The organism is Nostoc spongiaeforme FACHB-130 (assembly GCF_014698475.1).
In the GTDB taxonomy this organism is placed as follows: Bacteria; Cyanobacteriota; Cyanobacteriia; order Cyanobacteriales; family Nostocaceae; genus Nostoc_B; species Nostoc_B spongiaeforme.
The window spans coordinates 97,064-122,678 of the sequence record NZ_JACJTB010000013.1 but is presented as its reverse complement, the minus strand read 5'-3'; the positions used below and the strand labels follow the sequence as shown (position 1 = coordinate 122,678).

The window sequence follows — 25,615 nt, the reverse complement described above, 5'->3', positions numbered from 1 at the left end:
AAGGCTGGTTTAGCAATAAATAATAAAACTTAAAAATTAAAGCCAAGACACCTGATCCAGCATCCGTATAGCTGCGACTTCAGCCGCTTGGTGCAAGATGTGAATATAGTATGAGTCGTTGTTTACCCACTAGAGGCTGCTGTATGAGTTGGTCTGATGTGCCTAATCTTTGGGTTCCCTTGGGGCTTTTGGGGTTAATTGTCTTGGCGGCGGTGTTTTTTAGTCGTAGCTAGAATTATTTGCGATCGCATAATTTTCACATCAATGTGATAACACTGTCACATCTCGTTGCTAATTTAATATTTAAGTAAACAAACAGTTTGCTCCTCACACCATACCGTCTGCCCTTTTGCTGTTTTATAGCACTGGGGCTTATTTAATCCAAAAATATGCAACTTTTAGCAGTGTCAGTATATACATACATCAGCAATCAGCTAGATTATTTCTCTATCTAATGGAGGAATAAATATAATAACAATAAGTACTAAATAAGATACTATTCCGATCACCTGACGAACTACAACTTTGAATCTTCTCGTTGCTTTTTGGTAACGAGAGATTTTTTTATAGGAGGTTACAGGTTACAGGCTAGAGGTTAGGATAAATATTTTTTAACTAGTCCCTACTCCCCACTCCCTACTCCCTACTCCCCACTCCCTAGATTATTAAGGATTACAGTACATACATTGGGCTGGGTCAGCAAATTCTTGACCATGAGGAAATGATTTTCTTTGTTTAAACCCACATTTTTGACATTGATAAATTACAGAAAGTGTCAAACTAGTGGGCATCGAACACATTTCACATGGAAGTCCGGCAATTTTTTCAGTGATTGCAAAACCGGGTGCAGAACATTGGGGACATAGGCTTTTAATTTTGGTTAGTAAATTTAATGTTGCTTTTGCGATATTGTTCATTCGGGTTGGGTTATACAGCGCCCGCATATCTGTTTCTAAATTCACCTTACCATTAACAGAATTATTGAGGGCGATTGTGATGGTTTCTTGGAGTTTCGCTGCTGTAATAATACCCTTAACTATTTCGCGGCAATTATTATCCTTATCTTCCCAAGAGACAACCAAACCATGTTCAGGAAAGCCAATTTTTTGAGCAAAATGTTCTGCTTCTTGGAGATTTTCAACTGTTTGATGATTAAAGTTAGTTTCTATAGAAAATTCTTCACCAATAATTTCTAGTTCGTTTTTTTTATCTAAAAAAAGCACGATTTCACGGTTAGAATAAATATATGGTAATAGTGGATGAGGAACAAAACTACCTTCACTGGCGATCGCTAAAGTTTCACCTGTTAATTTTAAAGCTGTTTCTGCTTTTAACTTAGCCGTCGCAATTTGAGTTCCAGGGCGTTTGATTTCTCTAGTAAATGTGCCAAAATCATCAGTATTGAAATTAGATGGCACAATAGTTTTAAGATTTAATTTTTGTTCTAATAAGGGAGCAATTACTTTTTCTTTGTGGTGCATTGTCGCAATTACACCCACTCGGTTACTAAATAATTGCTGAATTTGCATTTCTGTGATTATCTCCTTGGCTGTTAATCGTTAGTGGCTGATGTGATAATACTAATACCACCATCAGATTCCATATAAGCAAACTTCACCTCAGTTAAAAATTCTACACCTTGCTGACGTAATTTACTCATCAACTCATCTTCTGTAATCAAGGCTTTGTCTAAATGTCGGGAAATCATTTGTCCATTTTTCACCAACAGCAGAGGCGGAGGATTGAGAAATCTCTGGAACTTGGGCAATTTATAACCCAACCAGTTAAGGAAGTAACTCCAAAAAATGACTGTGCCTACTAAAATACCACCTTCGGTAATTGATGTGTAGTTACTTGCCATTGCATTTTGGGCTGCTTCGGCAAATAATACCACTACTAATAAATCGGTGATGCCTAGAGTTCCCATTTGCCGACTAGGAAGAAAGCGTAAAACAGAAAATAACGCCAAATAAACTAGAGAACCCCGAATAATTAATTCTACAATACTAATACTAGGAATAAAAATCTCTTGCCAGTCAATATATAACCATTTATCCATATTTATGTCTTTGCTTTTGTGAAGATAATTTATTAATAAGAATTCAGAAATCAGGAGTCAGAATGCAGTATGAATCCTGGATGATTGAGTGATGAATCTTGGTTACAAATCTCGTCCATCGTGGGCGAAATCAAAATAAAACTTTCTTCTTAATTTAAACTCCATCCTTTTCTGGGGGGAGTATTCTGAATTCTGAATTCTGTTTTCTGACTCCTTTTTATTTGCGATCGCTGTTCGTTCGCTTAGACTGACCATTATGATTCATAGGGACGGCATGACGTGTGGGGCGAATCCCACTGCCGTATCTTCTAGCATAAACTTGGGTAAATTCTGCGCCAAAAAAGAGGATTTGAGCAGCATAATAAACCCAGGCGAGAATAACTACTAAAGAACCAGCCGCACCATAAGTAGAACCAAAACTGCTATTACCGAGATATTGTCCTAATAAATATCTACCTAAAGAAAATAATAAAGATGTAATCACAGCGCCTATTAAAACATCATTCCAAGTAATTTTGACATCAGGCAAAACCTTGAAAATTAGTCCAAATAATAGTGTCGTGATGACAAAAGACAGTATAAAGTTAAAGAATTGCCAAATGAAATCTATACCAGGAAGTAAATTACTAAAATAACCGACGATCGCTGTTAAAGCTGTACTAATTATCAGAGTGACAAGGAGCAGAAAACCAATACCTAAAATCATGGCGAAAGATAAAGCACGCTGACGCACAACATTTTTCACGCCATGTCCCGGTTTCGGTTGAACTTCCCAAATTGTATTCAGGGCATCTTGTAATTCTGTAAATAAACCTGTAGCACCTAAAAGTAAAAGTAAAATACTAATTACCGATGCGATCGCACCTGTTTTTGGTTGATTGGCATTTCTGATGGCAATCTCGATAAACTCGGCTCCATCTGGCCCGACTAAACCTTGAATTTGCCGGACAATTTCACCCCTCGCCGCCTCTTCACCAAACACTGCACCAGCGATCGCAATTACAATAATCAGCAACGGTGCGATAGAAAAAATCGTGTAATAAGCTAATGCTGCGGCTAACCGCGAAGCTTTATCTTCACTCCATTCCTGAAAAGTTTCTTGAAACAGCCGCACAATTGCTGAAAAATTCATTTACCTAGTCTCCTTGCTGGAGGATATCACTTTCTCCCTTGATATATTTGATACTGATTTGCGAAATTGTGACATCTGCCTCAAGAGGTTTGTACAGTTTCCTGAAGATAGAATTTATTGACACGGAAACTTTTTATATCATGTCCGGCAAATCATACCAAATTGAAGAATGATTGCGACAAATAAATTGCCCAAAAGCTTACCAGTAAAGCCTGTCTCAATCTAAAATCTAAAATCCAAAATGGTATCAGTTATGATTAAACATATCTGTGTAGAAAAACACAACTCTTTCTCCCCCTGCCCCCTGCGGTTTTTATGATAAGTCTTTTACCGGACATGATATTACAACATTCTATCGATGGTGCGATATTGAATGGCTTCGGCGACATGATGAGCTTGTAAATCATCATCTCCGGCTAAATCTGCGATGGTGCGGGCAACTTTGAGAATGCGATCGCTTGCCCTAGCTGATAAACCTAATTTATTGATGGCAGCTTCTAATAAAGAACGACTTGCATCATCTAACTTACACCATTGTTGCAGATGTCGGCTTTGCATTTGAGCATTGCAACGCAGATTTGTTTCGGTTTGAAAACGGTGAATACTGCGATCGCGTGCTTGTTGTACTCTTTCCCTAACAGATTTTGATGATTCCCCTGTGGGTTGTTGGGTAATTTCCTCTGGTTTGAGGCGATTCACCGCCACTTGCAAATCAATTCTATCCATCAACGGCCCAGAAAGTTTCGCCCAATATTGTTCTCGTTGTCTGGGCGAACAGGTACACTGTTGAATAGTATCGCCGTAGTAACCGCAAGGACAAGGATTGGTACTCGCCACTAAAGTAAATTGTGCGGGAAAAACAACAGATTGTCTTGTGCGGGAAATTGTCACAAAACCATCTTCTAAAGGCTGACGCAAAAATTCTAAAACATCCCGTTTAAACTCGGTGAGTTCATCCAAAAAAAGAATCCCTCTGTGAGATAATGATATTTCCCCAGGACGGGGAAAACTACCACCACCAACCAAAGAAGGGCCAGATGCGGAATGATGAGGACTGCGAAAAGGGCGATCGCGTACTAAAGAACCACGATTTTTCAATAAGCCAGCGACAGAGTGAATCCGGGTGACTTCCAAGGCTTCCGAAAATTCCAAGGGTGGCAAAATTCCTGATAAGCGTCTGGCTAACATCGTTTTACCACTACCTGGGGGGCCGACAAATATAAGGTTATGCCCGCCAGCCGCCGCAATTTCTAAAGCCCGCCGTCCGTGAGCTTGTCCTTTGACATCATGCAGATCAGCGATCGCATAAGATACTTGTACCATATCTGCGACATTATTGATCTGCACAGGTTGATAACGTCCAGGATTATTTAATAAATCAACTACTTCCGATATACTTTTACAACCATAAACAGCTAATCCTTCTACCACAGCCGCTTCTTGGGCATTATCAGCAGGCACAACTAAACCCGCAATTCCCATTTTTTTAGCAGTCGCAGCAATGGGTAGAACCCCAGCCACAGGACGCAGACTCCCATCTAGGGAAACCTCACCCAAAAATAAATAATCTCCTAATAAATCAGCATTAATTTGCTCAGAAGCCGCTAAAATACCCACACTAATCGGCAAATCAAAACAAGGGCCTTCCTTGCGTAAATCTGCGGGAGTCAGGTTAATCACAATTTTCCGCATCGGAAAGGCAAAACCAGCATTTTTTAAAGTCGCCTTAACCCGCTCTTTCGATTCCTGGACTGCACTATCTGGCAAGCCTAAAACAATAATGCTTGGCAATCCCCCTGAGACATCAACTTCCACTCCCACTTTTACAGCATCGATGCCAACAATTGATGCACTCCAGACTCTAGCAAGCATTATTTTAGTCCTTAGTCATTAGTCCTGCGTCCGTCTTATCATTAACAATTGGCAAATGACAAATAACACAATCACCAATGACGAATCAAGACACGATTTTTAGTAAGATTATTCGGCGGGAAATTCCAGCCAATATCGTTTATGAGGATGATTTAGCTTTAGCATTTACAGATGTTAACCCCCAAGCGCCAGTTCATATCCTCGTAATTCCCAAAAAACCCATAGCGAAATTAGCTGAGGCCGAAACTGAAGATGCAGCTTTATTAGGACATCTGTTATTAACCGCCAAGCGTGTAGCCACCGAAGCTGGTTTAACCAATGGTTATCGCGTTGTCATCAATACCGATGCTGATGCTGGTCAAACTGTCTTCCATTTACATTTGCATATTTTAGGCGGCAGACCAATGGCTTGGCCTCCTGGTTGATGTTTTCAATTTTAATCAGGGTGTGAGGGTTTAAGGGTTTAGGGGTGTAAGGGTTTAATTCAGGGAGGTGGTAGGTGGGAGGATGGTGAAGAAATCTTTCCCCCCACACTCCCCACACTCCCCACACTCCTCTCTCCCCACACCTCTTAGCCCTTTGAAACTATCTTTTGTATGTAAATCATCTCTGTGCGTACCGTTAATCAATATCTAGTTGGTGGGAATACTAATAAAGTCCAGACAAGTTCTGCACTGCTTGTTGATGAACAGCAAAAACCAACTTGTCCTATGAGGTACGTGTAGATGGCGACAGTTAAAGCCCCCATCATTCCCGGATATAAAATTAGCTCACAACTATATGCTGGTTCCCGAACGATTGTATATCGAGCTATCCGCGAATCAGATCAACTTCCCGTTGTCATCAAGCTATTAACCTCAGAATACCCTACCTTTCAAGAATTACTCAAACTCCGCAATCAATACACCATTAGCAAAAATCTCAACATTACTGGCATTATTCAGCCATTATCTTTAGAAACATATAAAAACGGTTATATTCTCGTGATGGCTGATACCGGAGGAATATCATTACGAGAATATATTCAAAGCAATACTTTATCCCTAGCAGAATTTTTGTATATTGCGATTCAATTAAGTACTAGTCTCTATGAATTACATCAAAATCGAGTCATTCATAAAGATATTAAACCAGCAAATATTTTAATACATCCCCAAACTAAACAAGTTCAAATAATCGACTTTAGTATTGCCTCACTATTACCAAAAGAAACTTCAGAAATTAAAAATCCTAATATTTTAGAAGGAACTTTAGCTTATATTTCCCCAGAACAAACAGGGAGAATGAATCGAGGGATAGACTACCGCAGCGATTTTTATTCTTTGGGTGTGACATTTTATGAATTATTGACAGGCGAATTGCCATTTAATAGCGATGATCCGATGGAGTTGGTACATTGTCATTTAGCAAAAATGCCAACAGTGATAGGGAACAGGGAAGAAATTCCACAAGTAGTAGCAGATATTGTCATGAAATTAATGGCGAAAAATGCCGAGGATAGATATCAAAGTGCTTTGGGATTAAAGTATGATTTAGAACGTTGTTTAACCCAACTCCAAGATACAGGGCAAATTATTAATTTTGAAATTGGTGAGCGGGATGTGTGCGATCGCTTCCTTATCCCAGAAAAATTATATGGTAGAGAAGCAGAAGTTGATCGCTTATTACAAGCATTTGAACGAGTTGCTAGTAGCACATCAGAAATGATGTTGGTGGCGGGATTTTCGGGAATTGGAAAAACGGCTGTCATTAACGAAGTCCATAAGCCAATTACCCGTCAACAAGGCTATTTTATCAAAGGTAAATTTGACCAATTTAATCGCAATATTCCCTTCTCGGCTTTTGTCCAAGCTTTGCGTGATTTAATCGGGCAATTATTATCAGAATCGGATACAAAATTGGCACAGTGGCGGAGCTATATTTTAGAAGTTGTAGTGGAAAATGGGCAAGTTTTAATTGAAGTGATTCCCGAATTAGAGCGTGTAATTGGTAAACAATTACCTGCACCAGAATTATCGGGAGCAGAGGCACAGAATAGGTTTAATTTATTGTTTCAGAAGTTTATTGCTATCTTCACCACAGCAGAGCATCCTTTAGTGATGTTTTTGGATGATTTGCAGTGGGCAGATTTGGCTTCTTTACAGTTAATTAAACTGTTGATGGAGGATAAAAACTATCTGCTGTTGTTAGGGGCTTATCGAGATAATGAAGTGTCACCAGTGCATCCGTTAATGTTGATGGTGGAGGAACTCAAGAAAGCAGGTAAGACAATTAATACTATTAAGCTTACACCTTTAGCAAAACAGGATGTAAATCAGTTAATAGCTGATACTTTACGTTGTAATACAGAGCGAACCCAAACCCTTACAGAATTAATTGAGCGCAAAACCAGAGGTAATCCCTTTTTCATCACCCAGTTTCTCAAAAAATTATATGAAGATGGGGAAATTACATTTAATCATCAGCAAGGTTATTGGGAATGTGATATTACCCAAATTCAGTCGCTATCGCTAACTGATAATGTTGTGGATTTTGTCGCACAACAATTACAGAAATTACCCCAAACAACACAAAATGTTTTGCAGTTAGCTGCTTGTATTGGTAACTCTTTTGATTTAAAAACATTAGCAATTGTTTCTCAGCAATCTGTCACAGATACAGCGACAGCATTATGGAAAGCTTTACAAGAGGGTTTGATTTTACCCAATAGCCAAACTTACAAATTCTTTCAGACAGAGAGTGAAGCACAAACTGATTCTCAGAACAATATTGATGATGATTCTGTAAATTTGACTTATCGCTTTCTGCACGATCGCATTCAACAAGCCGCTTATAAACTAATTGCAGCCGATCAAAGACAAGCCACCCATTTAGCGATCGGTAAATTACTCTACGCAAATACACCAGAAATCCAACTAGATAGACATATATTTGAAATTGTCAATCACTTGAATAAAGGGATTGATTTAATTACTCAGCCTGATGAACAACTAAAGTTAGCCCAACTGAATTTCATGGCGGGATGCAAAGCTAAAGGTGCGATCGCTTATAATGCAGCCGTCAATTACTTCACTCAAGGCATTGATTTACTCCCGACTGATACTTGGACAACAAACTACAAATTAACCCTAAATCTGCATCATCAGCGTCTCGAAGCTGCTTGTCTAAGTACAGACTTTGACAAGCTGGCAGCCTGGGGTGACGCTATATTGCAATCTGCGACTTCTTTGCTTGACACCATTAAAGTCCATGAAACCAGAATGATGGCTTTCCGTTCTCAAGGTAAATTTGCCGAAGTGGTAAAAACTGGGTTAGAGGTGTTGAAATTACTTGGTGTGGAATTTCCCGAACAGCCAACTATGGCAGATATTGGCGCAGCCGCCCAACAGACACAAAAACTTTGGCAGGGTTGCACACCCTTAAGTTTGCAAAATTTGCCTGCGATGAACGACCCCCATCAACTCGCAGCAATGCAGATATTGACAAAACTAGTACCTTCAGCCCACATTGCTGTACCTCCACTTCTACCACTACTCATCTTCAAGCAAGTTGAGATGTCTATTCAGTCTGGTAATTCCTCTATTGCTATTTTTTCCTATGCCGACTACGGATTAATTCTCTGTGGGGTTATGGGAGATATTGATGCTGGATATGAATTTGGACAATTATCATTAAAATTATTGGAAAAATTCCAGATTAATGCTTTTAAAAGCCGAGCTTACTTTATTGTCAACAGCTTTATTCGTCATTGGAAAGAACCCTTGAGTCAATCTATCCAATTTCTGCTAGAGGGCTACCAAAGTGGACTGGAAACCGGAGATTGGGAATGTGTAGCACTGAACATCATGACATACAGTCAGTACAGCTATTGGAATGGTCGAGAATTAAATGCTTTGGCTGAGGAAATGGAGGCTTATCGACAAATCATCCGCCAGGTTAAGCAAGAAGCAACTTTAAAATATCATGAGTGTTACCAACAAACAATTCTGAATTTATTGGGAAGGGCTGAAATCCCCTATTTATTGGCAGGTGAAGTCTTCAATGCAACTCAGGTTTTGCCTCATTTAGAAGCTACCCATGATCGAGTCGCGTTATTTCATGTTTCTTTATCTCAAGCTATTCTTTGTTATCTGTTTGGAAAATATGAACAAGCTGCGGAACAAGCAACCATAGCAGAACAGTATCATGATGCTGGCATTGGTTATTTCATGGTAGTTATGCGGGTTTTCTATGATGCTTTAATTCATTTGACGCAGTATGAAATGGCGGATGCTGAACAACAATCGATGATTATTGAGCAAGTCAATAGTCATCAAGAAAAACTCCAAACCTGGGCAAATTTAGCCCCCTTTAATCATCAACATCGCTCTTCACTTATAGCAGCAGAAAAATTACGAGTTTTGGGTCAAAATTATGATGCAATGGCACATTATGATTTAGCAATTGCAGCCGCAAAAACCCACGGTTATTTACAAGAAGAAGCACTCAGCAATGAACTGGCTGCCAAATTTTACCTGCATTGGGGTAAAGAGAAAGTAGCCGCAGGTTATATGCAGGAGGCATACTACTGTTACGCTCGTTGGGGTAGCCAAGCCAAAACCCAAGATTTAGAAAACCGCTACCCTCATTTACTGCAACCTATTCTCCAGCAGAAAGTACAATCCCTGAATGTGCTGGAAACACTCTCAGCACAAGTTAATCCTCAAGTTTCAATTCATAGTTCCAAAGAACAAACTCGTTCTTCTAGTAGCAACATCAATATAGCCTTGGATTTTGCGGCGATTCTCAAAGCTTCTCAAGCTATTTCCGGCACAATTCAACTGAATGAACTGCTGCAACAACTGACTCAGATTATTTTGCAACATTCTGGGGGCGATCGCTGCGCTTTAATTTTGCCTGACAGTCAAGGCGAATGGCAAGTAAGAGCAATTGCTACACCAGATAACATTGAACTTTTTTGTGAACCTTTAGAAGACAATCCTAATTTACCTGTCAAATTTATTCAATATGTGAAAAATACCCAAGAAATTGTGGTAATTGATGAACTGCAAACAGATTTACCTGTAATTGATGAATATTTACTTCAAAGACAACCAAAAAGTTTATTGTGCTTACCGATTCTCAATCAAGGGCAGATAATTGGGATTTTGTATTTAAAGAATCGCTCTACTCGTGGAGTTTTTACTAGCGATCGCATTCTAATTCTCAACTTTCTTTGTACCCAAGCGGCGATTTCTCTAGAAAATGCCCGACTTTATGAAGATTCTCAAATTTATGCCCATCAGTTAGAAGAATCGCTAGAAAAATTACGCCTGAGTGAAAACCGTTTTCAGAAACTTGCAGATAATATTCCCGGATTGATTTATCAAATTCGGATTCAAGCGGATGGTGCGTCTTCAATATCTTATGTGAGTTCTGGATGTCAAACTCTTTACGAAGTAGCGGCTGAGGATTTGATGTCAGGAAAATATAGTCTGCGTGATTTTGAACATCCTGATGATCAAGCTGAGTTGTTTCGCGCCACTATGGAATCAGCGCAAAATCTCACTACCTTTCGACATGAATGGCGGATTATTACACCTAATGGAAATGTCAAATGGGTAAAAGCCGTTTCCCGACCAGAAATTAGCGAAGATGGTGAAATGATTTGGGATGGAATTGTAATTGATATTAGCGATCGCAAACGTGCAGAACAAGAGCAACAACAACTACTAGCAATTGTCGATGCTACCCCAGATATTGTGGGTATTACTGATGCCAATGGCAATAATATTTACATTAATCCTGCTGGGCAGAGAGTTTGGCAGTTGAAAAATAGTAAGGTAGAATTGCATATTTCTAGCCTGACACCACCCCAAGCAATGCAATATATGCAGAGCGTCGCCGTACCAACTGCTATCCGTCAGGGAACTTGGAGTGGTGAGTCAGCCATCTTAGACTTACAGGGTAAGGAAATTCCAGTTTCTCAGGTTGTGATTGCTCATAAAAATGCTGCCGATGAAGTTGAATATCTGTCTACTATTATTCGAGATATTAGCGAACAGCAAGCTGCACTTCGTGAACGCAAACAAGCGGAAGCTGCAATTGGGCAAAAATCACAGGAGCTTGAACAAGCTCTCAACGAACTAAAACAAACTCAACTACAAATGGTGCAACAAGAAAAAATGTCTGCACTTGGTAACTTAGTTGCAGGTGTGGCTCATGAAATGAACAATCCTCTTGGCTTTATTTCGGCTAGTCTGCAACAGGCTCAACCCATCTTGACTGATATCACTACACACCTCAAATTCTATCAGCAAGCTCTCCCTAATCCTGAAGATGAAATTCTTAATCATGCCAAAGAAATTGACTTAGAATATAGCTTAGAAGACCTACCAAAAATGCTCGATGCAATGGTGTTAGCTTGTGAGAGATTAAAAAGTATTAGCACCAGTTTAAGAACTTTCTCCCGTGCCGATCAAACTTATAAAGTGCCATTTAATATTAATGAAGGCATTGATAGTACAATTTTAATTCTCAAACATCGTCTGAAAGCTAACGAACAACGTCCAGAAATTATTGTAGTGACGGATTACGATAATCTACAACCAATCCCGTGTTTTCCTGGGCAACTCAATCAGGTATTTATGAATATCATCGCCAATGCGATTGATGCTTTAGATGAATTAAGTGAGGGGCGCAGTTTTGAAGAAATTAAACTAAATCCTTACAAAATTATTGTCACAACAGCAATCGAAAATAATCATGTTAACATCTCGATTGCTGATAATGGTCAAGGCATTGCTGAAGATATAAAATCCCAAATATTTGATTATTTATTTACGACAAAAGGAGTTGGTAAAGGCACAGGATTAGGACTAGCGATCGCTCGGCAAATTGTGGAAGAGAAACATGGCGGCAAAATCACAGTTAATTCTGTTTTAGGAGAAGGCACAGAGTTTGTAATTTCTCTACCAATTACAGATAAGAATCATTAAGTGAGGGACAAGGGAGATAAAGCAGTTTGATGAAACTTATTTCGTCGCCAAGTATGAAAGAGCGATAGTATGTTTACTCAGCACTCAGCACTTTCAACTCAGCACTTCCAAAAAGGAGAGATGTTTGTTCATGATTGAGTTCAAAAATCAAAGGTTGTACGAACAACTCCGACATATTGAGTATCGTTATTGCGGTTGTTTTCTGGATTGAGAATTACCCAAAAACCAGGAGTCACTGAGATATTGTTGTTCAGTCGCCAGCGATAAAATGCTTCGATGTGGTAAGAGTTATCTCCTTCTTGACGAACATCACTGTGAGCAACTCGCGGTGGTAAACCAAAAATAATTCCTGGGAGATTACCCTTACCCCCCACATCAGGAAATGACATTCCAACTGCCCCAAACCAGGCATTAGCATTGTCGCCACTATTCACAAACAAAGAATCTGTGCCACCCCGCCCATTAGAAATATCGCTGAAACCAGAGTTTTTGGCAGTCGCCCAAATATAACCACCCCAAGCATGTACCTGGAAATTGGGGGAAAAGCGATAGTATCCTTGCATCCCCACAATACTGTTAGCAGTGGCAATACTATTACCAAACGGAGAAGTTGCTAAAACACTACCTGTCCCACCTGTAAGATCAACCACTCCACCAGGGCTATAACCATGAGAGTAAGCCACACCTACAGCACCTTTTTGACCATGATAGACCAAATGTGCCAAGGCATTATAACCACCATCAAATAGGCCGTTTTTCTCGGTTGGGTTATTCGGACTGCTGGCTAAATAGCCCAAAGTCAGCACCAAGTCTTGAGTAATATTCCAGTTAGCGCCCACACCACCGCCACCTCTGCGGAATATGGGGCTATACGAACCAAACAGTGAAAGTACTCCATTACCATCATCAGCAATACTAGCTGGGGTGACTGTGCTGGAAATATCTGTATAACCAATGCCGGTAGGGCCTACTACAAAGGAGAGGGAATCACTCACCGGGAAGTAGTAACGAACATGGGGTACAAACAGCGTATTGTTGCTATCAAAATCGAAGTTCAAGCGCGTCATCCCCGTGCCTGTAGCCGCCGCCACTTGACTAGAACCATTGGTATTTGCAAAGTTACCAAACTCTAGCCGGACTCGCAGTAAATCTTTGCCTGTAAAACTACTTTCTAAATTCAAACGACCGCGAGTTGCCAAGAATGGGTTAGTTTCATCTTTTATACCGCCTACTTTATTGCCAAAGGTATCACTCACAGCCGTAATAATTTGAGCATTTAACCTGGTAGTCGTAGAAAATTGCTGTTGTTCTAGAGTGTTTGTCCGCGCTTCTAAATTATCTATCCGACCTCGTAGGGTGTTTAATTCGGTGGCAAAGTCTGTCTGTAACTTTTGCAATACGGCGAAGTCTTCTTTGTTGACTAGTTCACTAGTAGATGTGGCAATTAACTCGTTGATATGGTCTAAGCAAGCATTTAATCCGGCAGCAAATTCGTACCGCGTTAAGGCACGATTACCGCGATAAGTAGAATCTGGATAGCCTACAATACAACCGTAGCGTTCTACTAACGATTGCAAAGCTGTAAATGCCCAATCTGTAAGCTGTACATCAGAGAATTGCGACACTGATGTGACTTGTCCTTGCAGTGTGTGAGTATTATCTATAGCTTCTGCCAAGACTGTTGGAGAGGCTAAGAGTAGAAGCGAAAAACTGTACAAAAGATGTTTCAACATGGCGTATGGTGTAGTAAAAATCTGCATGGTAAATTAGAAACCTCTGGTTGTATTTGAGCTTGAGAGATTTCGATTGAGATATGCGGAATTTAGGAAAAAGTATGAAGGAACGAACCGCATAGACGCGGTAGCAGCTTCTCGCAGAGTAGGGCGCTAAGGAAGAAGAGTTTGAGAGGGTTATTGCGTAAGTCTTACAAGTCTTAATTTGGCGAACCACAGAGGCGCAGAGGACGCTGAGTCAGGAGAGTTTCGCAGAGTTTTTGTGTAAGTTTATAAAACTCAACTTTATATTTCGTATCGCTGATTTGTATGTATGCAAAAACAGCACAGGGTGATTTACATGAAAGCTTTTTATCTGCGTTTATCTGCGTCCATCTGCGGTTAATTATTCTGACTGAAGTGAGAACCGCTATGGAGGGAATAGAGAATCTGAAAACTGTTCCCTATTCCCTGGCGTAATTACATATCTTCTAATTCCATTCCTTTTGTTTCCTTGATAAAAAAGAGGACGAAAAATAATGAGATAGCCGCCGCAGTGGTATAAAGTCCGTAGGCTGCACCCAAGCCGAAATATTGCAGAATGGGAGGAAATGATGTGGAAACAGCAAAATTAGCTACCCACTGCATCGCGGCTGCAACGGAAAGTGCTGCGGCGCGAATTTTATTATTGAACATTTCGCCTAAAAGTACCCAGGTGACTGGCCCCCAGGAGAAACCGAAACAAAATACATAGAGGTTGGCAGCTAAAAGTGCGACAAGACCGGAACTACCACTGAGATTTGGGTTGCCAGCAGCATCTAGTGGCGCAGTGCCGAAAATTGATGCCATTGTTCCCAAGGTAATGGTCATCCCGATTGACCCTAGAATTAACAAGGGCTTGCGACCAAATTTATCAACGAAGGCGATCGCTACTAATGTAGTAATAATATTTACTGCACCTGTAATCACGGTAATGCTAAGGGAATCTTTTTCAGAAAAGCCAACAGCCCGCCATAAAACACTGCTGTAGTAAAAAATGACGTTAATACCGACGAATTGTTGAAGTAAAGATATACCGATACCCACCCAAACTATGGGGAGAAGTCCACCACTCCGGCGTAAAAGGTCAGAAAATTGCGGTTCCCGTTCCCGCATCACTGTTTGGCGAATTTCTTCGATTTTGGCGAGGACGTTACCCCCGATAATTTTATTCAGCACATTGGCAGCTTCTGGTTCTCGTCCTTGGGCTACTAAATAGCGGGGTGATTCAGGAATCATTAAAGCAGCCATCCCATACAAAACCGCCGGCGGAATTTCTGTCCAAAACATCCACCGCCAAGCATCTATACCAAACAAAAACGGTGACTCGGCTGAACCTGCTGATACTGCTATAAAGTAGTCACATAGCAGGGCGATGAAAATTCCCACGACGATCGCTAGTTGTTGCAGAGATCCCAATCTACCCCGCAAATTACTAGGGGAACATTCAGCGATGTAGGCTGGAGCAATGACGCTGGCTGCACCAACAGCCAACCCACCCAATAACCGCCAAAAGATAAAATCCCAAATTCCAAAGGCAATCCCGGAACCAACAGCACTAATGGTAAATAAAACTGAAGCCACCACCATTGCTTTGACTCGGCCATATCGGTCGGCAATTTTCCCAGCATAAAAGGCTCCGATCGCCGAGCCTAACAATGCCAGCGATACGGCAAGGCCAGTTAGTACACTATTGGCGTTAAAAGCTGTAGATAAAGCTGCCACTGCACCGTTAATCACGGCGGTATCAAACCCGAACAAAAAGCCACCGAGGGCAGCAGCACCGGCAATTAAAATGACATAGAAGGTGTTGGATTTACGACGAGTTGTGGTAGTTGTCATGGTTGTATTTGGTGTTGGGGAATAAGATGATGAGTTATTCACGCCCAGACGCGGAGGCGCAGAGAGGAGAGAAAGAGAGTTAAAACGTTTGTCCTTTCTGCACTCTGCTTTCTTTTACCGTCGGGAACGTCTGCGGAGTCTATCAATCATGACGGCGGCAATAATTACTAAGCCTTTCACAACGAGTTGCCAGAAGTAAGACATATTTAATAGAGTCAAACCGTTGTTGAGGACTGCAATGATTAATGCACCCAAGAGTGTACCGCCAATTGTACCGATACCGCCTGTGAAGCTGGTTCCACCAAGGATGACGGCTGCGATCGCATCTAGTTCATAACCTTGTCCTAACATCCCTGTGGCACTGTACAGGCGACTAGCACTCATCACTCCGGCTAAACCTGCCAGCAATCCACTTACGCCATAAACAAACAACAACACCCGATTGACTTTTATACCTGTTAATCTGGCGGCTCGTTCGTTACCACCAACAGCGTATATTTGGACACCTAAAACTGTCTGTCTCAAGACAAACCAACTCACAGCCACAATTAATAAGGCGAGGATAACTAACCAAGGCAAGGGGCCGACGTAGCTATTACCTATCCAAGCAAAGTTGATGTTGCGGTTAATAACTGTTGTGCCATTGGCTACCAAGTAAGCTGCACCCCGTAAGGCTGTTAATGAACCCAAAGTGACAATAAATGGCGGAACATCCAAATAGGTGATTAATGCACCGTTGAGTAAACCCAAACATAATCCTGTCAGTAAAGCAGCCGGAACAGCTAACCAACCCAAGACAGGGATGAGAGAGACTAACACTGCAACTACGGCAGACACAGCCAAGATAGAACCAACGGAAAGGTCAATCCCGCCAGTAAGAATCACAAATGTCATTCCTGTTGCCAGCACTATATTAATAGATGCCTGACGTAAGATATTGACGGCGTTACCTGCGGTAAAAAAATTGGGACTTAGCAGGGAAAATAAGATGCAGATGATGACGAGAATCGGTAAAATACCTGCAACTTGCAAGAAATTATTGATGGATTTACGCCGACTGGCTGCGGAATTTTGGCTAGGTCTATTGTTGACAGGTCTTAAGGTTTGACTCATGATGCTGTTACCTCCGATGCTCCTGTTGCATAGTGCATAATGTTTTCTTGGGTGATTTCTTTGCCTGGGCTGTCGTCGAGTTCGCCGACTAACTTTCCTTCGCGCATGACTAAAACGCGATCGCTCATCCCGACAATTTCTGGCAATTCGCTAGAAACCATCAGAATTGCGACTCCTTGGGCGGCTAAGTCACTAATAATTCGGTAAATTTCGCTTTTCGCTCCAATATCTACGCCGCGTGTTGGTTCATCTAGCATCAATACTCTGGGGTTAATGGCTAACCACCGCGCCAGCAAGAGTTTTTGCTGATTCCCTCCAGATAAATCCACGGCGCGAATTTCTAAGTTAGCTAGTCGGATATGGAAGTTTTCAACGGCTTCTGTGGCAATCTTATTAACTGAACCCCAGTTGACAATGCCAAGGTTGGCATCTTGCTTGAGTCTATTCAGTCCAATATTCTTTCGGGAACTCATTTCCAGAAATAAACCTTGGTCTTTGCGGTCTTCGGGAACGTAACCAATACCTGCGGCGATCGCATCACTGGGCGAATGAATCTCTAATTTTTTGCCATTCAGGAATATTTCTCCACTAGCTTTACGGTCAGCACCAAAAATCAACCGCGATACTTCAGTCCGTCCCGCACCCACCAACCCAGAAAGTCCCAAAATTTCCCCAGCCCGCAGTTGAAAACTAGCCGGCTGAATCTTGCGTCCATCAGTAATATTTCTGACTTCTAGCACCACTCCACCAGGATTCTTTTGTCGTTGATGTTCGTAAAAGTCCTGCATGGAACGACCGACCATCATCTGTACCAATCGCTGGGGAGAAATTTCATCACGAGTCAGACTGCCAATATATTGACCATCACGCAACACACTAATGCGGTCAGCCAACGCATAGATTTCTTCCATCCGATGACTGATGTAGATAATGGCAATGCCATCGTTGCGGAGTTTGCGAATTACTTCAAATAAGCGTTCCGTCTCACGGTCAGATAAGGCGGCTGTCGGTTCATCCATCACCAAAATCCGGCTGTTATCTTTCAGCGCCCTGGCAATTTCGACTTGCTGTTGTTCGGCGATCGCTAATGTGCCAACAATAGTTTGTGGTGTAAAAGTCGCTCCCAAGCTATTTAGCACCTGCTGGGCTTCGAGTTCCATCGTTTTGCGGTCTAAAAATTGACCCTTTTGCAACTCGCTCCCCATAAATATGTTTTCGGTAACGCTTAAGTTGGGTGCGACGTTCAGTTCTTGATAAATCAGATTAATACCAGCTTGTCTGGCTGTTCCTGGGTCAGTAATTTTTACTGGTTGACCATTAATGCGAATCTCCCCGTCATCGGCAATGTAAGCCCCAGCAAGAATTTTCATTAATGTGCTTTTACCCGCCCCATTTTCACCCATCAGGGCGTGAACTTCGCCGGGATAAATGGTCAGGTTTACACCTTGTAAAGCCGGAACACCATGAAATCGTTTCGCAATCCCCTGCATCTCTAGTACAGGGTTGGCAGTCGCCGCCGGCAGAAAATCAGTTTCAATATTTGTTGTCATGATTATTAAGTGCTGAGTTGAAAGTGCTGAGTGTTGTACACTGAGCGAAGTCGAAGTATACGTACTGAGTTAATATTTCTCCCCCTTGTCTCCCTTGTCCCCTTTGCCCCCCTTGTCCCCTGCCTCTTCTACCAACCAGTAGAAGTACTAACGTTCTCTTTCGTAATCAACTTTGCAGGAATCAAAATATTAGGAGATTCGGGTTTTTTGCCGTTTAAAATATCGTTGCCAACTTGCACTGCGGTTGCTGTCATCCCTCTAGGATTTTGAGTGGCGGTAGCAGCATATAAGCTATCGTTAGCAGCGATCGCTTCAATTGCTTCTGGCGCACCATCCACTCCGACTATGAAAAATTCTTTGCGTTTGGCTTGGTTGGCGGCTAAATCTACTCCCACGCCACTGGGGTCGTTGATGGCAAAAACAGCATCAATTTTGGGGAAAGTTACTAGCAAGTCACTCATAACTCTCAGTCCTCCATCCCGGCTACCTTCGGCGTTCTGGTCTTTAGAAAGGATTTTGATATCGGGATATTTGGCTAAAACTTTTAAGCAGCCATCAACTCGCTGAATTACAGAAGCTACTGGCGGCCCGTTGACTATAACGACATTACCTTTACCTTTTAGGCGATCGGCAATATATTGACAGCTGATTTCTCCAGCTTGCAAGTTATTGGTGGTGACGGTAGCATCTACCTCTGCATCTACGCCTGTATCTACTGCAATTACAATCTTGCCTGCTTTTCTGGCTTGCTCAACTGCTGGTCTAATACCTTTACTATCAGCCGCGTTGAGAATAATCATATCAGTATTCGCCGCCACGAAATTTTCAATTTGATTAAATTGCTGATTCAAGTCATAGCCACTAGAAACCACAGTAACTCTGACATCGTTACCACCAATTTTCTTGGCTTCTTTCTCTGCACCTTGGGCCATGACTACAAAGAAAGGATTACTTAAATCGCCCAGGGTAACACCAACAGATCGTAATTTAATCTGGCGATCGCCCACGCTGGACTGAGTATTTATATCACTAATATTCTTGGCATCAGTGTTAATGGCTGTGTCGCCATTGGGAGAAATATTATTACAGCTGACCAAAGTACCACTGACAATACTTAATAAAGTCGCTGCGTAGACGTGCAGCGGCTTGTCCTTGGACATCGCCTGTTTTTTCACATTCATTCACATCCTCTTAAAAAAGCTGGTAAACCCGGAAATATGTGTAGAAATATTAACTAAACTGAAATCATCTTTTAATTTTGCCTTCTGCCTTTTGTTTTCTGCTTTCTCCTAACGATAGATATTTACTCCGACTGAACTTGAAAAAGTTGTCATTGTTTTCAATGTTGCTAAAAGTTAAGTTTGTGTGTGAAAAAAAGTTTACTCAAGTTGGTAAAAATTTTCAGATGAATTTTAGATTGATCCCTCATATTGTTCTGAAGGTTTACAGCATTAAGAAACTGTTGGTGAAAATCCTGTAATCTCAAGACTTCAGCCTTTTATACAAATTCCAGCAACAGTTTTTTTTCTGAGAATAATGTTGTTAAATCTGATTGTCTTCATGTTGGGATTTATTTTATGCACACCTGTGCATTTCTGATGTTTTTTATTTTTGCACACCTGTGCATAAAATTTGTGTTAATTTTATTTAAGTTGCTGAGTGTAGTGCTGAACATGAGTAAACGAAAGATTTCCATTGAAGATATTGCTCGCAAAGCAGGCGTTTCTCATTCCACAGTTTCACGCGCTTTACGAGACAGTCCGTTAATTAGTGCCAAGGTGCGGGAAGAAATCAAAAAACTAGCGCAGGAAATGAACTATGTACCGAATGCGATCGCTCAAAGTTTACAAAATCAGCGCACTTATACCGTTGGGGTAATTGTTACATCTATCGCCGACCCCTTTTTTGGTGAATTAGTCGAAGGAATTGAACAAGTAGCCAGAAAAGCAGGCTTAAATGTGTTGTTAAATGCGTCACATGGAGATTTCGAGCAAGAAATAGCCGCTATTGAGAATTTCCACTATCGCCGAGTAGATGGGATTTTAGTTGCTGACTCCCGCATTGGCAAAAACCATAACAAGCAGTTAACCCAACTTACCGTTCCAACAGTTTTAATTAACATCGATACGGAAGATCAACACGAAACCTTTAACTCCGTCGCCATTGATGATCGCTTAGGTGGCTGTGTAGCCGTAGAACATCTCCTAGATTTAGGACACACTCGAATTGGCTATTTAGGAGTAGGTGATGGTAGCAAAGCAGATCAACAACGCCTAGAAGGATATCAATTGGCGCTATCTCAAGCAGAGTTACCGTCAAATCAAGATTGGGTAGCAATTCCCTTGCGAGACAGTCAAACAATCAGCGATTTTGATATCGGTAAACAACTCCTACCCCAATTAGTAGCGGCTGGCGTAACTGGCATTTTTTGTTACAACGATATGGTTGCTGTCGGCGCTCTTTTGGCTTGTAAAGAACTAGGTATTTCCGTCCCACAAGATTTGAGCCTTGTGGGATTTGATAATATTGCACTTGCCAGTTACATCACCCCACCACTCACAACAGTTAGTCAACGTATGGTAGAAATGGGCGAATTGGCTATGACTATGTTGCTTGACTTATTTGAAGAAAAAGCTGTGAATAATATTCTTCTATCGCCGTTTTTAGTCAAACGGGGTAGTACCACCAAAGTTAGTAAAGCTAAAAAAACCAGTAATTATATTGAGGTTAAAATCTAACTTGGTGGTAAAGTTTATAAGTATGTAACAAAAACTTTACGGTTATTTGTAAGCTGTTTTGATGATCTTTGTGCGTAATATCTTGTTCTGGCGATTTTTTATATATCGACACATCTATGTAAAAACCGTAGAATATTCTCTCCTACTTCCTACTAGTGACAGGTGATAGGTGACAGGTGACAGGTTACAGAGTAATTCTCAATGATTTACAAACATCTCTCTCCCTTGTCTCCCATCCCCTCCTTGTCTTCCTTGTCTCTGAGCTAAACTCCGTCTCTCAAAAAAATTACCGGAGCAGTTAGATATAAAACACCGCTCCGGTAAGTTAATTTAAATAAAATATTCACAGTCTTGCAAGTGGATTTACGCAACAACTTTTCTTGATAAATTCACTGTAGGCTATGATTTCGTCAATGCTGCTGAGAAAAGTTGTTTAAATCAAACTTTAATGGTTCTGCAATGTTTATTTGCCAAGAAAAATAATAGAAGACTCTGGATCAGGGAATATTTGTAGTAAAAAACTAGAGACTATAGCTATAGCTTCAGTGAGGTGGGCGGTAGATTTTTCTGTGTCTGAGTTAAACATCCAAAAAATATACTCCCAATCCAAAATCCGAAATCATAGACTGATTAATCATTGTCCCATTGTTCACGACCAATGAGGTCGCCAATGCGATCGCGCAATAGAAAATCGCATTTTTCCAACTCACATTCAACGCACACCCACTCTCTCGCTGGGATGTATTGGCAGAGTGTATATATTGGCTGTTGTCGGCTAACCATCCCCTTCTGCACCAGTCGGCGTGCTTCGTCTTGGATTACATCTAGAGAGTAGTAATTGATAGAGGGCACCGTATTCACACTCATGATTTGTTCTCACACATTTATACGTAGATAGTATTCCCACTTATCATGGGAAACAAACATGACAGACATTAGACTTGTAGCTAGGGTTTTGTATTTTGCTATACGGAACTAATTTCATTTTGACGCTACATACCCTCAAATTATCTAAAGAAATGTTGCAAAAGTCAACGTTTTCTGACATTTGTCTTCCATATAGTTAATACAAAAAATCCCATCGTAGTGAAATTAACTTCTTGTAAAGGTTGTTTTATCTGCCTTAAAGAAGTTCTAAAGCTTCACTGCAATGGCCTTCAAGCATAATTCAGCAGACGCTCATAGTTCATACTGTAAATTTAGTTATGTAATTAATCACCAGCAAGTCTAGTTTAAAAATGCTGATATAAGTCCATAGCTAAATACCCGAAAAGTGCTTCGGTAAGAATTGAAGTATAAACTGTTGCAAAATATATGCGCTAACGTACACCACGAAAACTTGCACAGTCGTATATATTAATCATTTCTTAAAAAATAACCGCAGTTCTGCTTGTTAATTACAGCACTGCGGCAAGACTTATAGAAGAAGGCAGAAGGAAAAGTATTACTATTGCTGGTATTCAAGCTTTCAATTTGTCCTAACGTCTCTGACTACTGCTATCTAGCTAGAATCCAGGACTTATGCACCAAGATTGGGTGTCAGGGTTTTGAATAAGTAGACTGTTATGGGGAAGTCAAAAGTTAAAAGTCAAAAATTCTTTGACTTTTGACTTGATTTTACCCTTACGCCCTTACCAAAACCCTTGATTTTTCGTCTTACTGCGTCAGTTCTAAGATAGAGACTTGAACTCAAAAAGATGAATTTTTATTGAGTTATTAATTTTCGCTGACAGAAAATTTCTGGCAGTCAGAATATATTGAGATTTGTAACAAGATTGAAATTTCAGTGTTTCCCAACCTGACTAATGGTGAAAGACAGATTAAGGCATAAATCGATCTAAAGCCGCTTTTAATTGCTCAATTTCAACATCTATGTTGCCATCTTTTGCTGCTCTGGCAACACACTCAGTTAAGTGTTCATCTAAGACAATGCGGGCAACTCGATCTAATGCGCCCCGCACTGCGGCAATCTGCAATAATACATCAGGACAAGGACTGCTTTGTTGCACCATTGTTTTAATACCGCGAATATGTCCTTCTATGCGTGACAACCGATTGACAATTTTGCGTAAAGACTCTTCACTATGAACATGAGAATGACTGGACTCTCCATGCTCATGATGATCCATATCGTGGGAGTGAAAGTTTTCGGTTGACTGAGAGATAGGTAAGGATTCTGACTTTAATCGGTTTGATCCATTCATGGTATTGAAGCACTGGCAGTACTAAGATCCTAGCCTAGAGGGGTGAGTAGGTGTTATCTCTATTTACTGTGGAAGCTAATTCGTCAAGAAAATCTAAGCCGCGTAAAAACTTAGGGTAATTAACGATAAGGATAGATATGGCGCATTTCAAAGCGACATTGTTCCCATATTGGTAACAACGCTTGTTTGGCTACATTTAATTGACCTTGCGAGTGATTAATTTTGCCATTTTCGATAATCCAAATCAAAACCCGTGTAATTAAATCTGCTTCCCAACTAGGGATATATTTGCAATTATTTATCTTGGCAACTTGGGTATCTAAACAGTAAATAACATCTTTAAAATTCCAAATTTCTTGTCTGGATATCTCGGCTGAGGGATGTTTCCAGATTATTTTTTGTAAATTCATTGTAATATAATCCAAGCCTGCGATCGCAGCATCGGTATTTCTTACCAAATCGGTGAATACTTGATAATATTGCTGTAAACAACCAGTGGCAATATTTACAATATATACCTGTAACCATGCTTGGATATCGCGCAGATAAGGCAGAAAATCTTTCACATCATTTATTTCTTTAAATGCTGTATGCTGTCTGTGATAATTTAAGATATTTTTCTCTAAATCAAATTCTAAAACTTGAAACTTTTGCGAGTGATAACTCATCACTTGCGGAATATATTTCTCGATTAGCCAAGTTTTAGTATATTTAGCTGTCCATGTGCCTTTTATCCCGATATCTTCTTGCCAAGAATTAAGGTTACTGCTTTCTAATGTGGCGATGTGGCTATCGTTGATTTCGTACAATATATCAACTTGATTATTAGATAATGCTGAGTAAGCATTACTGAAACGCGGCACAATAAAAGCATGATCCCTAATTCCACGACTGACGCGAATAGAGGTATTATTTTGGTCAAATAAATGCCATTCTGACTTACCTTGAGCGTAATTAAACTTTTTAATAAAATTGTGCATAATTTTCCAGAGTTTTACATCTACAGAAAATAGATGAAAGCCTCTAATATCAGGGAATTCGATAAATTTAAAATCCCAGGTTTCTAAATAATTTTCAAATTCAATAATTTTAGTTTGATATTTCTGACAAACAACATCCACACATAAACATAAGTCTGCTGCTTCTAACTCAGATAAAATTAATGTTGTTTGTCCTAAATAAGCCTCAAAAGTATCTGCATTTACTTGTTTTAAAAAACGACGACAACCCCATTCAGGCTTAGTGCAGATTCCCGTCATTAATTGACCTAAAATTTGCTGATGGTTTAGGGAAATCTTCAAACCTCTCAGCATCACGCTACTAAATTGAATTACACAATCACCTTTGCCAAAAGCTTGTGGTAAATTACACTCTATCAGCACTTTTGGTTTAACAACAGTTAAGTGATTACCTTTTTTTAGTAAACAAGGTTCAAACTCAGCCTTTTCTAAAATATGGCTAAATTCTTGATGTCGCCTTAAATATTTTTCTATGCTGCTAAATTCAGGAGATTTAAAATTATTGACTGTAGTTTTAGGAATTTTTCTAACTAAATCGAAATTAAGCTGATAATAAAGATTTTCAGCCACTTGACTATTTCTCAATGTATCAATTATCCCATCAAATATCAGTTCTTCTCGATGGTAAGGAAAATATTTGAATATTTTGAGACTATATCCATTAGTAATGATGAAAAATATCGGTTTGAGATAAGTGCTGTAAAATTTAGCTTGGGTAATAGCTTCAGAAAAATATTGTGTATTTGGTGCTAAATAAATAAGAATTATTAATGCAGTGTCAGAATTTTGCTGAACTACATCATCTGTAGCAAAATAAATTTGAGCATTTTTGAGTTGTTTGGCTGGGTTATCTGAATTATGACTGGTTAAACTATACTTACTTTGCCGATATGAATCTGGATATCCTAAATGCTGAAACATCGGCAAAATAAACTTTTTTTCGACATCTTCTTCAGTTTGTAAAACACGAATATCAAATGCTTGTATCCATCTAATAAATAATTGCAGCAAGTCAGGAATATACATTAGAGAATCCTGCGAATACTCTGTCAGTTGCCACAGAGATTTTAGATTTTGCCAAAAATATTAGATAAATTCTATGTGCGTTGATACAAAAAGGGAGTGGGGAGTAGGAAAGAACTTAGCCCCGAAGAATAGAATTTGTGGCTATAAAACAAATTCCACCTATGTGGACTTTCTAAAAACCCGCGCAGGCGGGTTTAGTTTGTATAGCCCCAGACTTCAGTCTGAGGGCTATTTGCTGACAGCAATTCTATGAATGAGAAGTAAAGACGTTGTATACAACGTCTTTACAACAACGACAAATTGCATGTTCATTGAGAAACGGTATTAGTTGC

17 protein-coding genes are annotated in these 25,615 nt (G+C 40.3%); 5 read left to right on the top strand and 12 right to left on the bottom strand.

The features are described from left to right. The first annotated feature begins 110 nt into the window (after window positions 1–110). A complete protein-coding gene (locus H6G74_RS31510; protein WP_277927149.1) occupies window positions 111–233 on the top strand; it encodes a hypothetical protein in 123 nt (40 codons plus the stop codon). Window positions 234–665: 432 nt separating this feature from the next. Here the strand turns inward: H6G74_RS31510 and H6G74_RS12710 are convergent, their stop codons facing one another. The 4 genes from H6G74_RS12710 to H6G74_RS12695 all read right to left on the bottom strand — a co-directional run bounded on the left by H6G74_RS12710 (window position 666) and on the right by H6G74_RS12695 (window position 5,063). Further along, window positions 666–1,529: a DUF6671 family protein gene (locus tag H6G74_RS12710; RefSeq protein WP_190968010.1), complete on the bottom strand. Its 864-nt coding sequence runs from the start codon at window positions 1,527–1,529 to the stop codon at window positions 666–668. 23 nt (window positions 1,530–1,552) lie between these two features. Next, window positions 1,553–2,059, bottom strand: coding sequence for a DUF421 domain-containing protein (locus H6G74_RS12705; protein WP_190968009.1), 507 nt, complete (start codon window positions 2,057–2,059; stop codon window positions 1,553–1,555). Between the two features lie 217 nt (window positions 2,060–2,276). Continuing rightward, a complete protein-coding gene (locus tag H6G74_RS12700) occupies window positions 2,277–3,191 on the bottom strand; it encodes a YihY/virulence factor BrkB family protein (RefSeq protein WP_190588488.1) in 915 nt (304 codons plus the stop codon). A gap of 342 nt (window positions 3,192–3,533) precedes the next feature. Further along, on the bottom strand, window positions 3,534–5,063 hold the full coding sequence (locus H6G74_RS12695) for a YifB family Mg chelatase-like AAA ATPase (RefSeq protein WP_190968008.1): 1,530 nt from the start codon (window positions 5,061–5,063) through the stop codon (window positions 3,534–3,536). Window positions 5,064–5,140: 77 nt separating this feature from the next. Between H6G74_RS12695 and H6G74_RS12690 the strand changes: the two genes are divergently transcribed. After that, complete coding sequence (locus H6G74_RS12690; RefSeq protein ID WP_190968007.1) at window positions 5,141–5,488, top strand: histidine triad nucleotide-binding protein; 348 nt, start codon at window positions 5,141–5,143, stop codon at window positions 5,486–5,488. A 300-nt stretch (window positions 5,489–5,788) separates the two neighbouring features. After that, on the top strand, window positions 5,789–12,040 hold the full coding sequence (locus tag H6G74_RS12685) for an ATP-binding sensor histidine kinase (RefSeq protein WP_190968006.1): 6,252 nt from the start codon (window positions 5,789–5,791) through the stop codon (window positions 12,038–12,040). A 140-nt stretch (window positions 12,041–12,180) separates the two neighbouring features. Here the strand turns inward: H6G74_RS12685 and H6G74_RS12680 are convergent, their stop codons facing one another. Beyond that, the gene (locus tag H6G74_RS12680) at window positions 12,181–13,773 is read right to left on the bottom strand and encodes an iron uptake porin (RefSeq protein WP_190968023.1); all 1,593 of its coding nucleotides are present in this window, start codon (window positions 13,771–13,773) and stop codon (window positions 12,181–12,183) included. A 309-nt stretch (window positions 13,774–14,082) separates the two neighbouring features. Between H6G74_RS12680 and H6G74_RS12675 the strand changes: the two genes are divergently transcribed. Further along, window positions 14,083–14,232, top strand: coding sequence for a hypothetical protein (locus H6G74_RS12675; protein ID WP_190968005.1), 150 nt, complete (start codon window positions 14,083–14,085; stop codon window positions 14,230–14,232). On the opposite strand, the gene H6G74_RS12670 is transcribed toward H6G74_RS12675, so the two are convergent. The 4 genes from H6G74_RS12670 to H6G74_RS12655 form a co-directional block, all read right to left on the bottom strand. Beyond that, the gene (locus H6G74_RS12670) at window positions 14,233–15,633 is read right to left on the bottom strand and encodes a sugar porter family MFS transporter (RefSeq protein ID WP_190968004.1); all 1,401 of its coding nucleotides are present in this window, start codon (window positions 15,631–15,633) and stop codon (window positions 14,233–14,235) included. Window positions 15,634–15,747: 114 nt separating this feature from the next. Then, window positions 15,748–16,746, bottom strand: coding sequence for an ABC transporter permease subunit (locus H6G74_RS12665; RefSeq protein ID WP_190968003.1), 999 nt, complete (start codon window positions 16,744–16,746; stop codon window positions 15,748–15,750). Then, window positions 16,743–18,296: a sugar ABC transporter ATP-binding protein gene (locus H6G74_RS12660; protein ID WP_190968002.1), complete on the bottom strand. Its 1,554-nt coding sequence runs from the start codon at window positions 18,294–18,296 to the stop codon at window positions 16,743–16,745. The genes H6G74_RS12665 and H6G74_RS12660 overlap by 4 nt, the downstream gene beginning before the upstream one ends. A gap of 128 nt (window positions 18,297–18,424) precedes the next feature. After that, complete coding sequence (locus H6G74_RS12655) at window positions 18,425–19,477, bottom strand: ABC transporter substrate-binding protein (RefSeq protein WP_190968001.1); 1,053 nt, start codon at window positions 19,475–19,477, stop codon at window positions 18,425–18,427. Between the two features lie 492 nt (window positions 19,478–19,969). Here H6G74_RS12655 and H6G74_RS12650 point away from each other — a divergent pair, with 492 nt between their 5' ends. After that, on the top strand, window positions 19,970–21,034 hold the full coding sequence (locus tag H6G74_RS12650) for a LacI family DNA-binding transcriptional regulator (RefSeq protein WP_242051213.1): 1,065 nt from the start codon (window positions 19,970–19,972) through the stop codon (window positions 21,032–21,034). A 630-nt stretch (window positions 21,035–21,664) separates the two neighbouring features. Here the strand turns inward: H6G74_RS12650 and H6G74_RS12645 are convergent. The 3 genes from H6G74_RS12645 to H6G74_RS12635 all read right to left on the bottom strand — a co-directional run bounded on the left by H6G74_RS12645 (window position 21,665) and on the right by H6G74_RS12635 (window position 25,283). Continuing rightward, window positions 21,665–21,901 carry a DUF4327 family protein gene (locus H6G74_RS12645; protein ID WP_062297131.1) on the bottom strand — a complete coding sequence of 79 codons (237 nt, stop codon included), beginning with the start codon at window positions 21,899–21,901 and terminating at the stop codon, window positions 21,665–21,667. 953 nt (window positions 21,902–22,854) lie between these two features. Continuing rightward, window positions 22,855–23,238 carry a metal-sensing transcriptional repressor gene (locus tag H6G74_RS12640; protein ID WP_190967999.1) on the bottom strand — a complete coding sequence of 128 codons (384 nt, stop codon included), beginning with the start codon at window positions 23,236–23,238 and terminating at the stop codon, window positions 22,855–22,857. Between the two features lie 119 nt (window positions 23,239–23,357). Next, window positions 23,358–25,283, bottom strand: coding sequence for a type I restriction enzyme HsdR N-terminal domain-containing protein (locus tag H6G74_RS12635; protein WP_190967998.1), 1,926 nt, complete (start codon window positions 25,281–25,283; stop codon window positions 23,358–23,360). Between the last annotated feature and the right edge of the window lie 332 nt (window positions 25,284–25,615).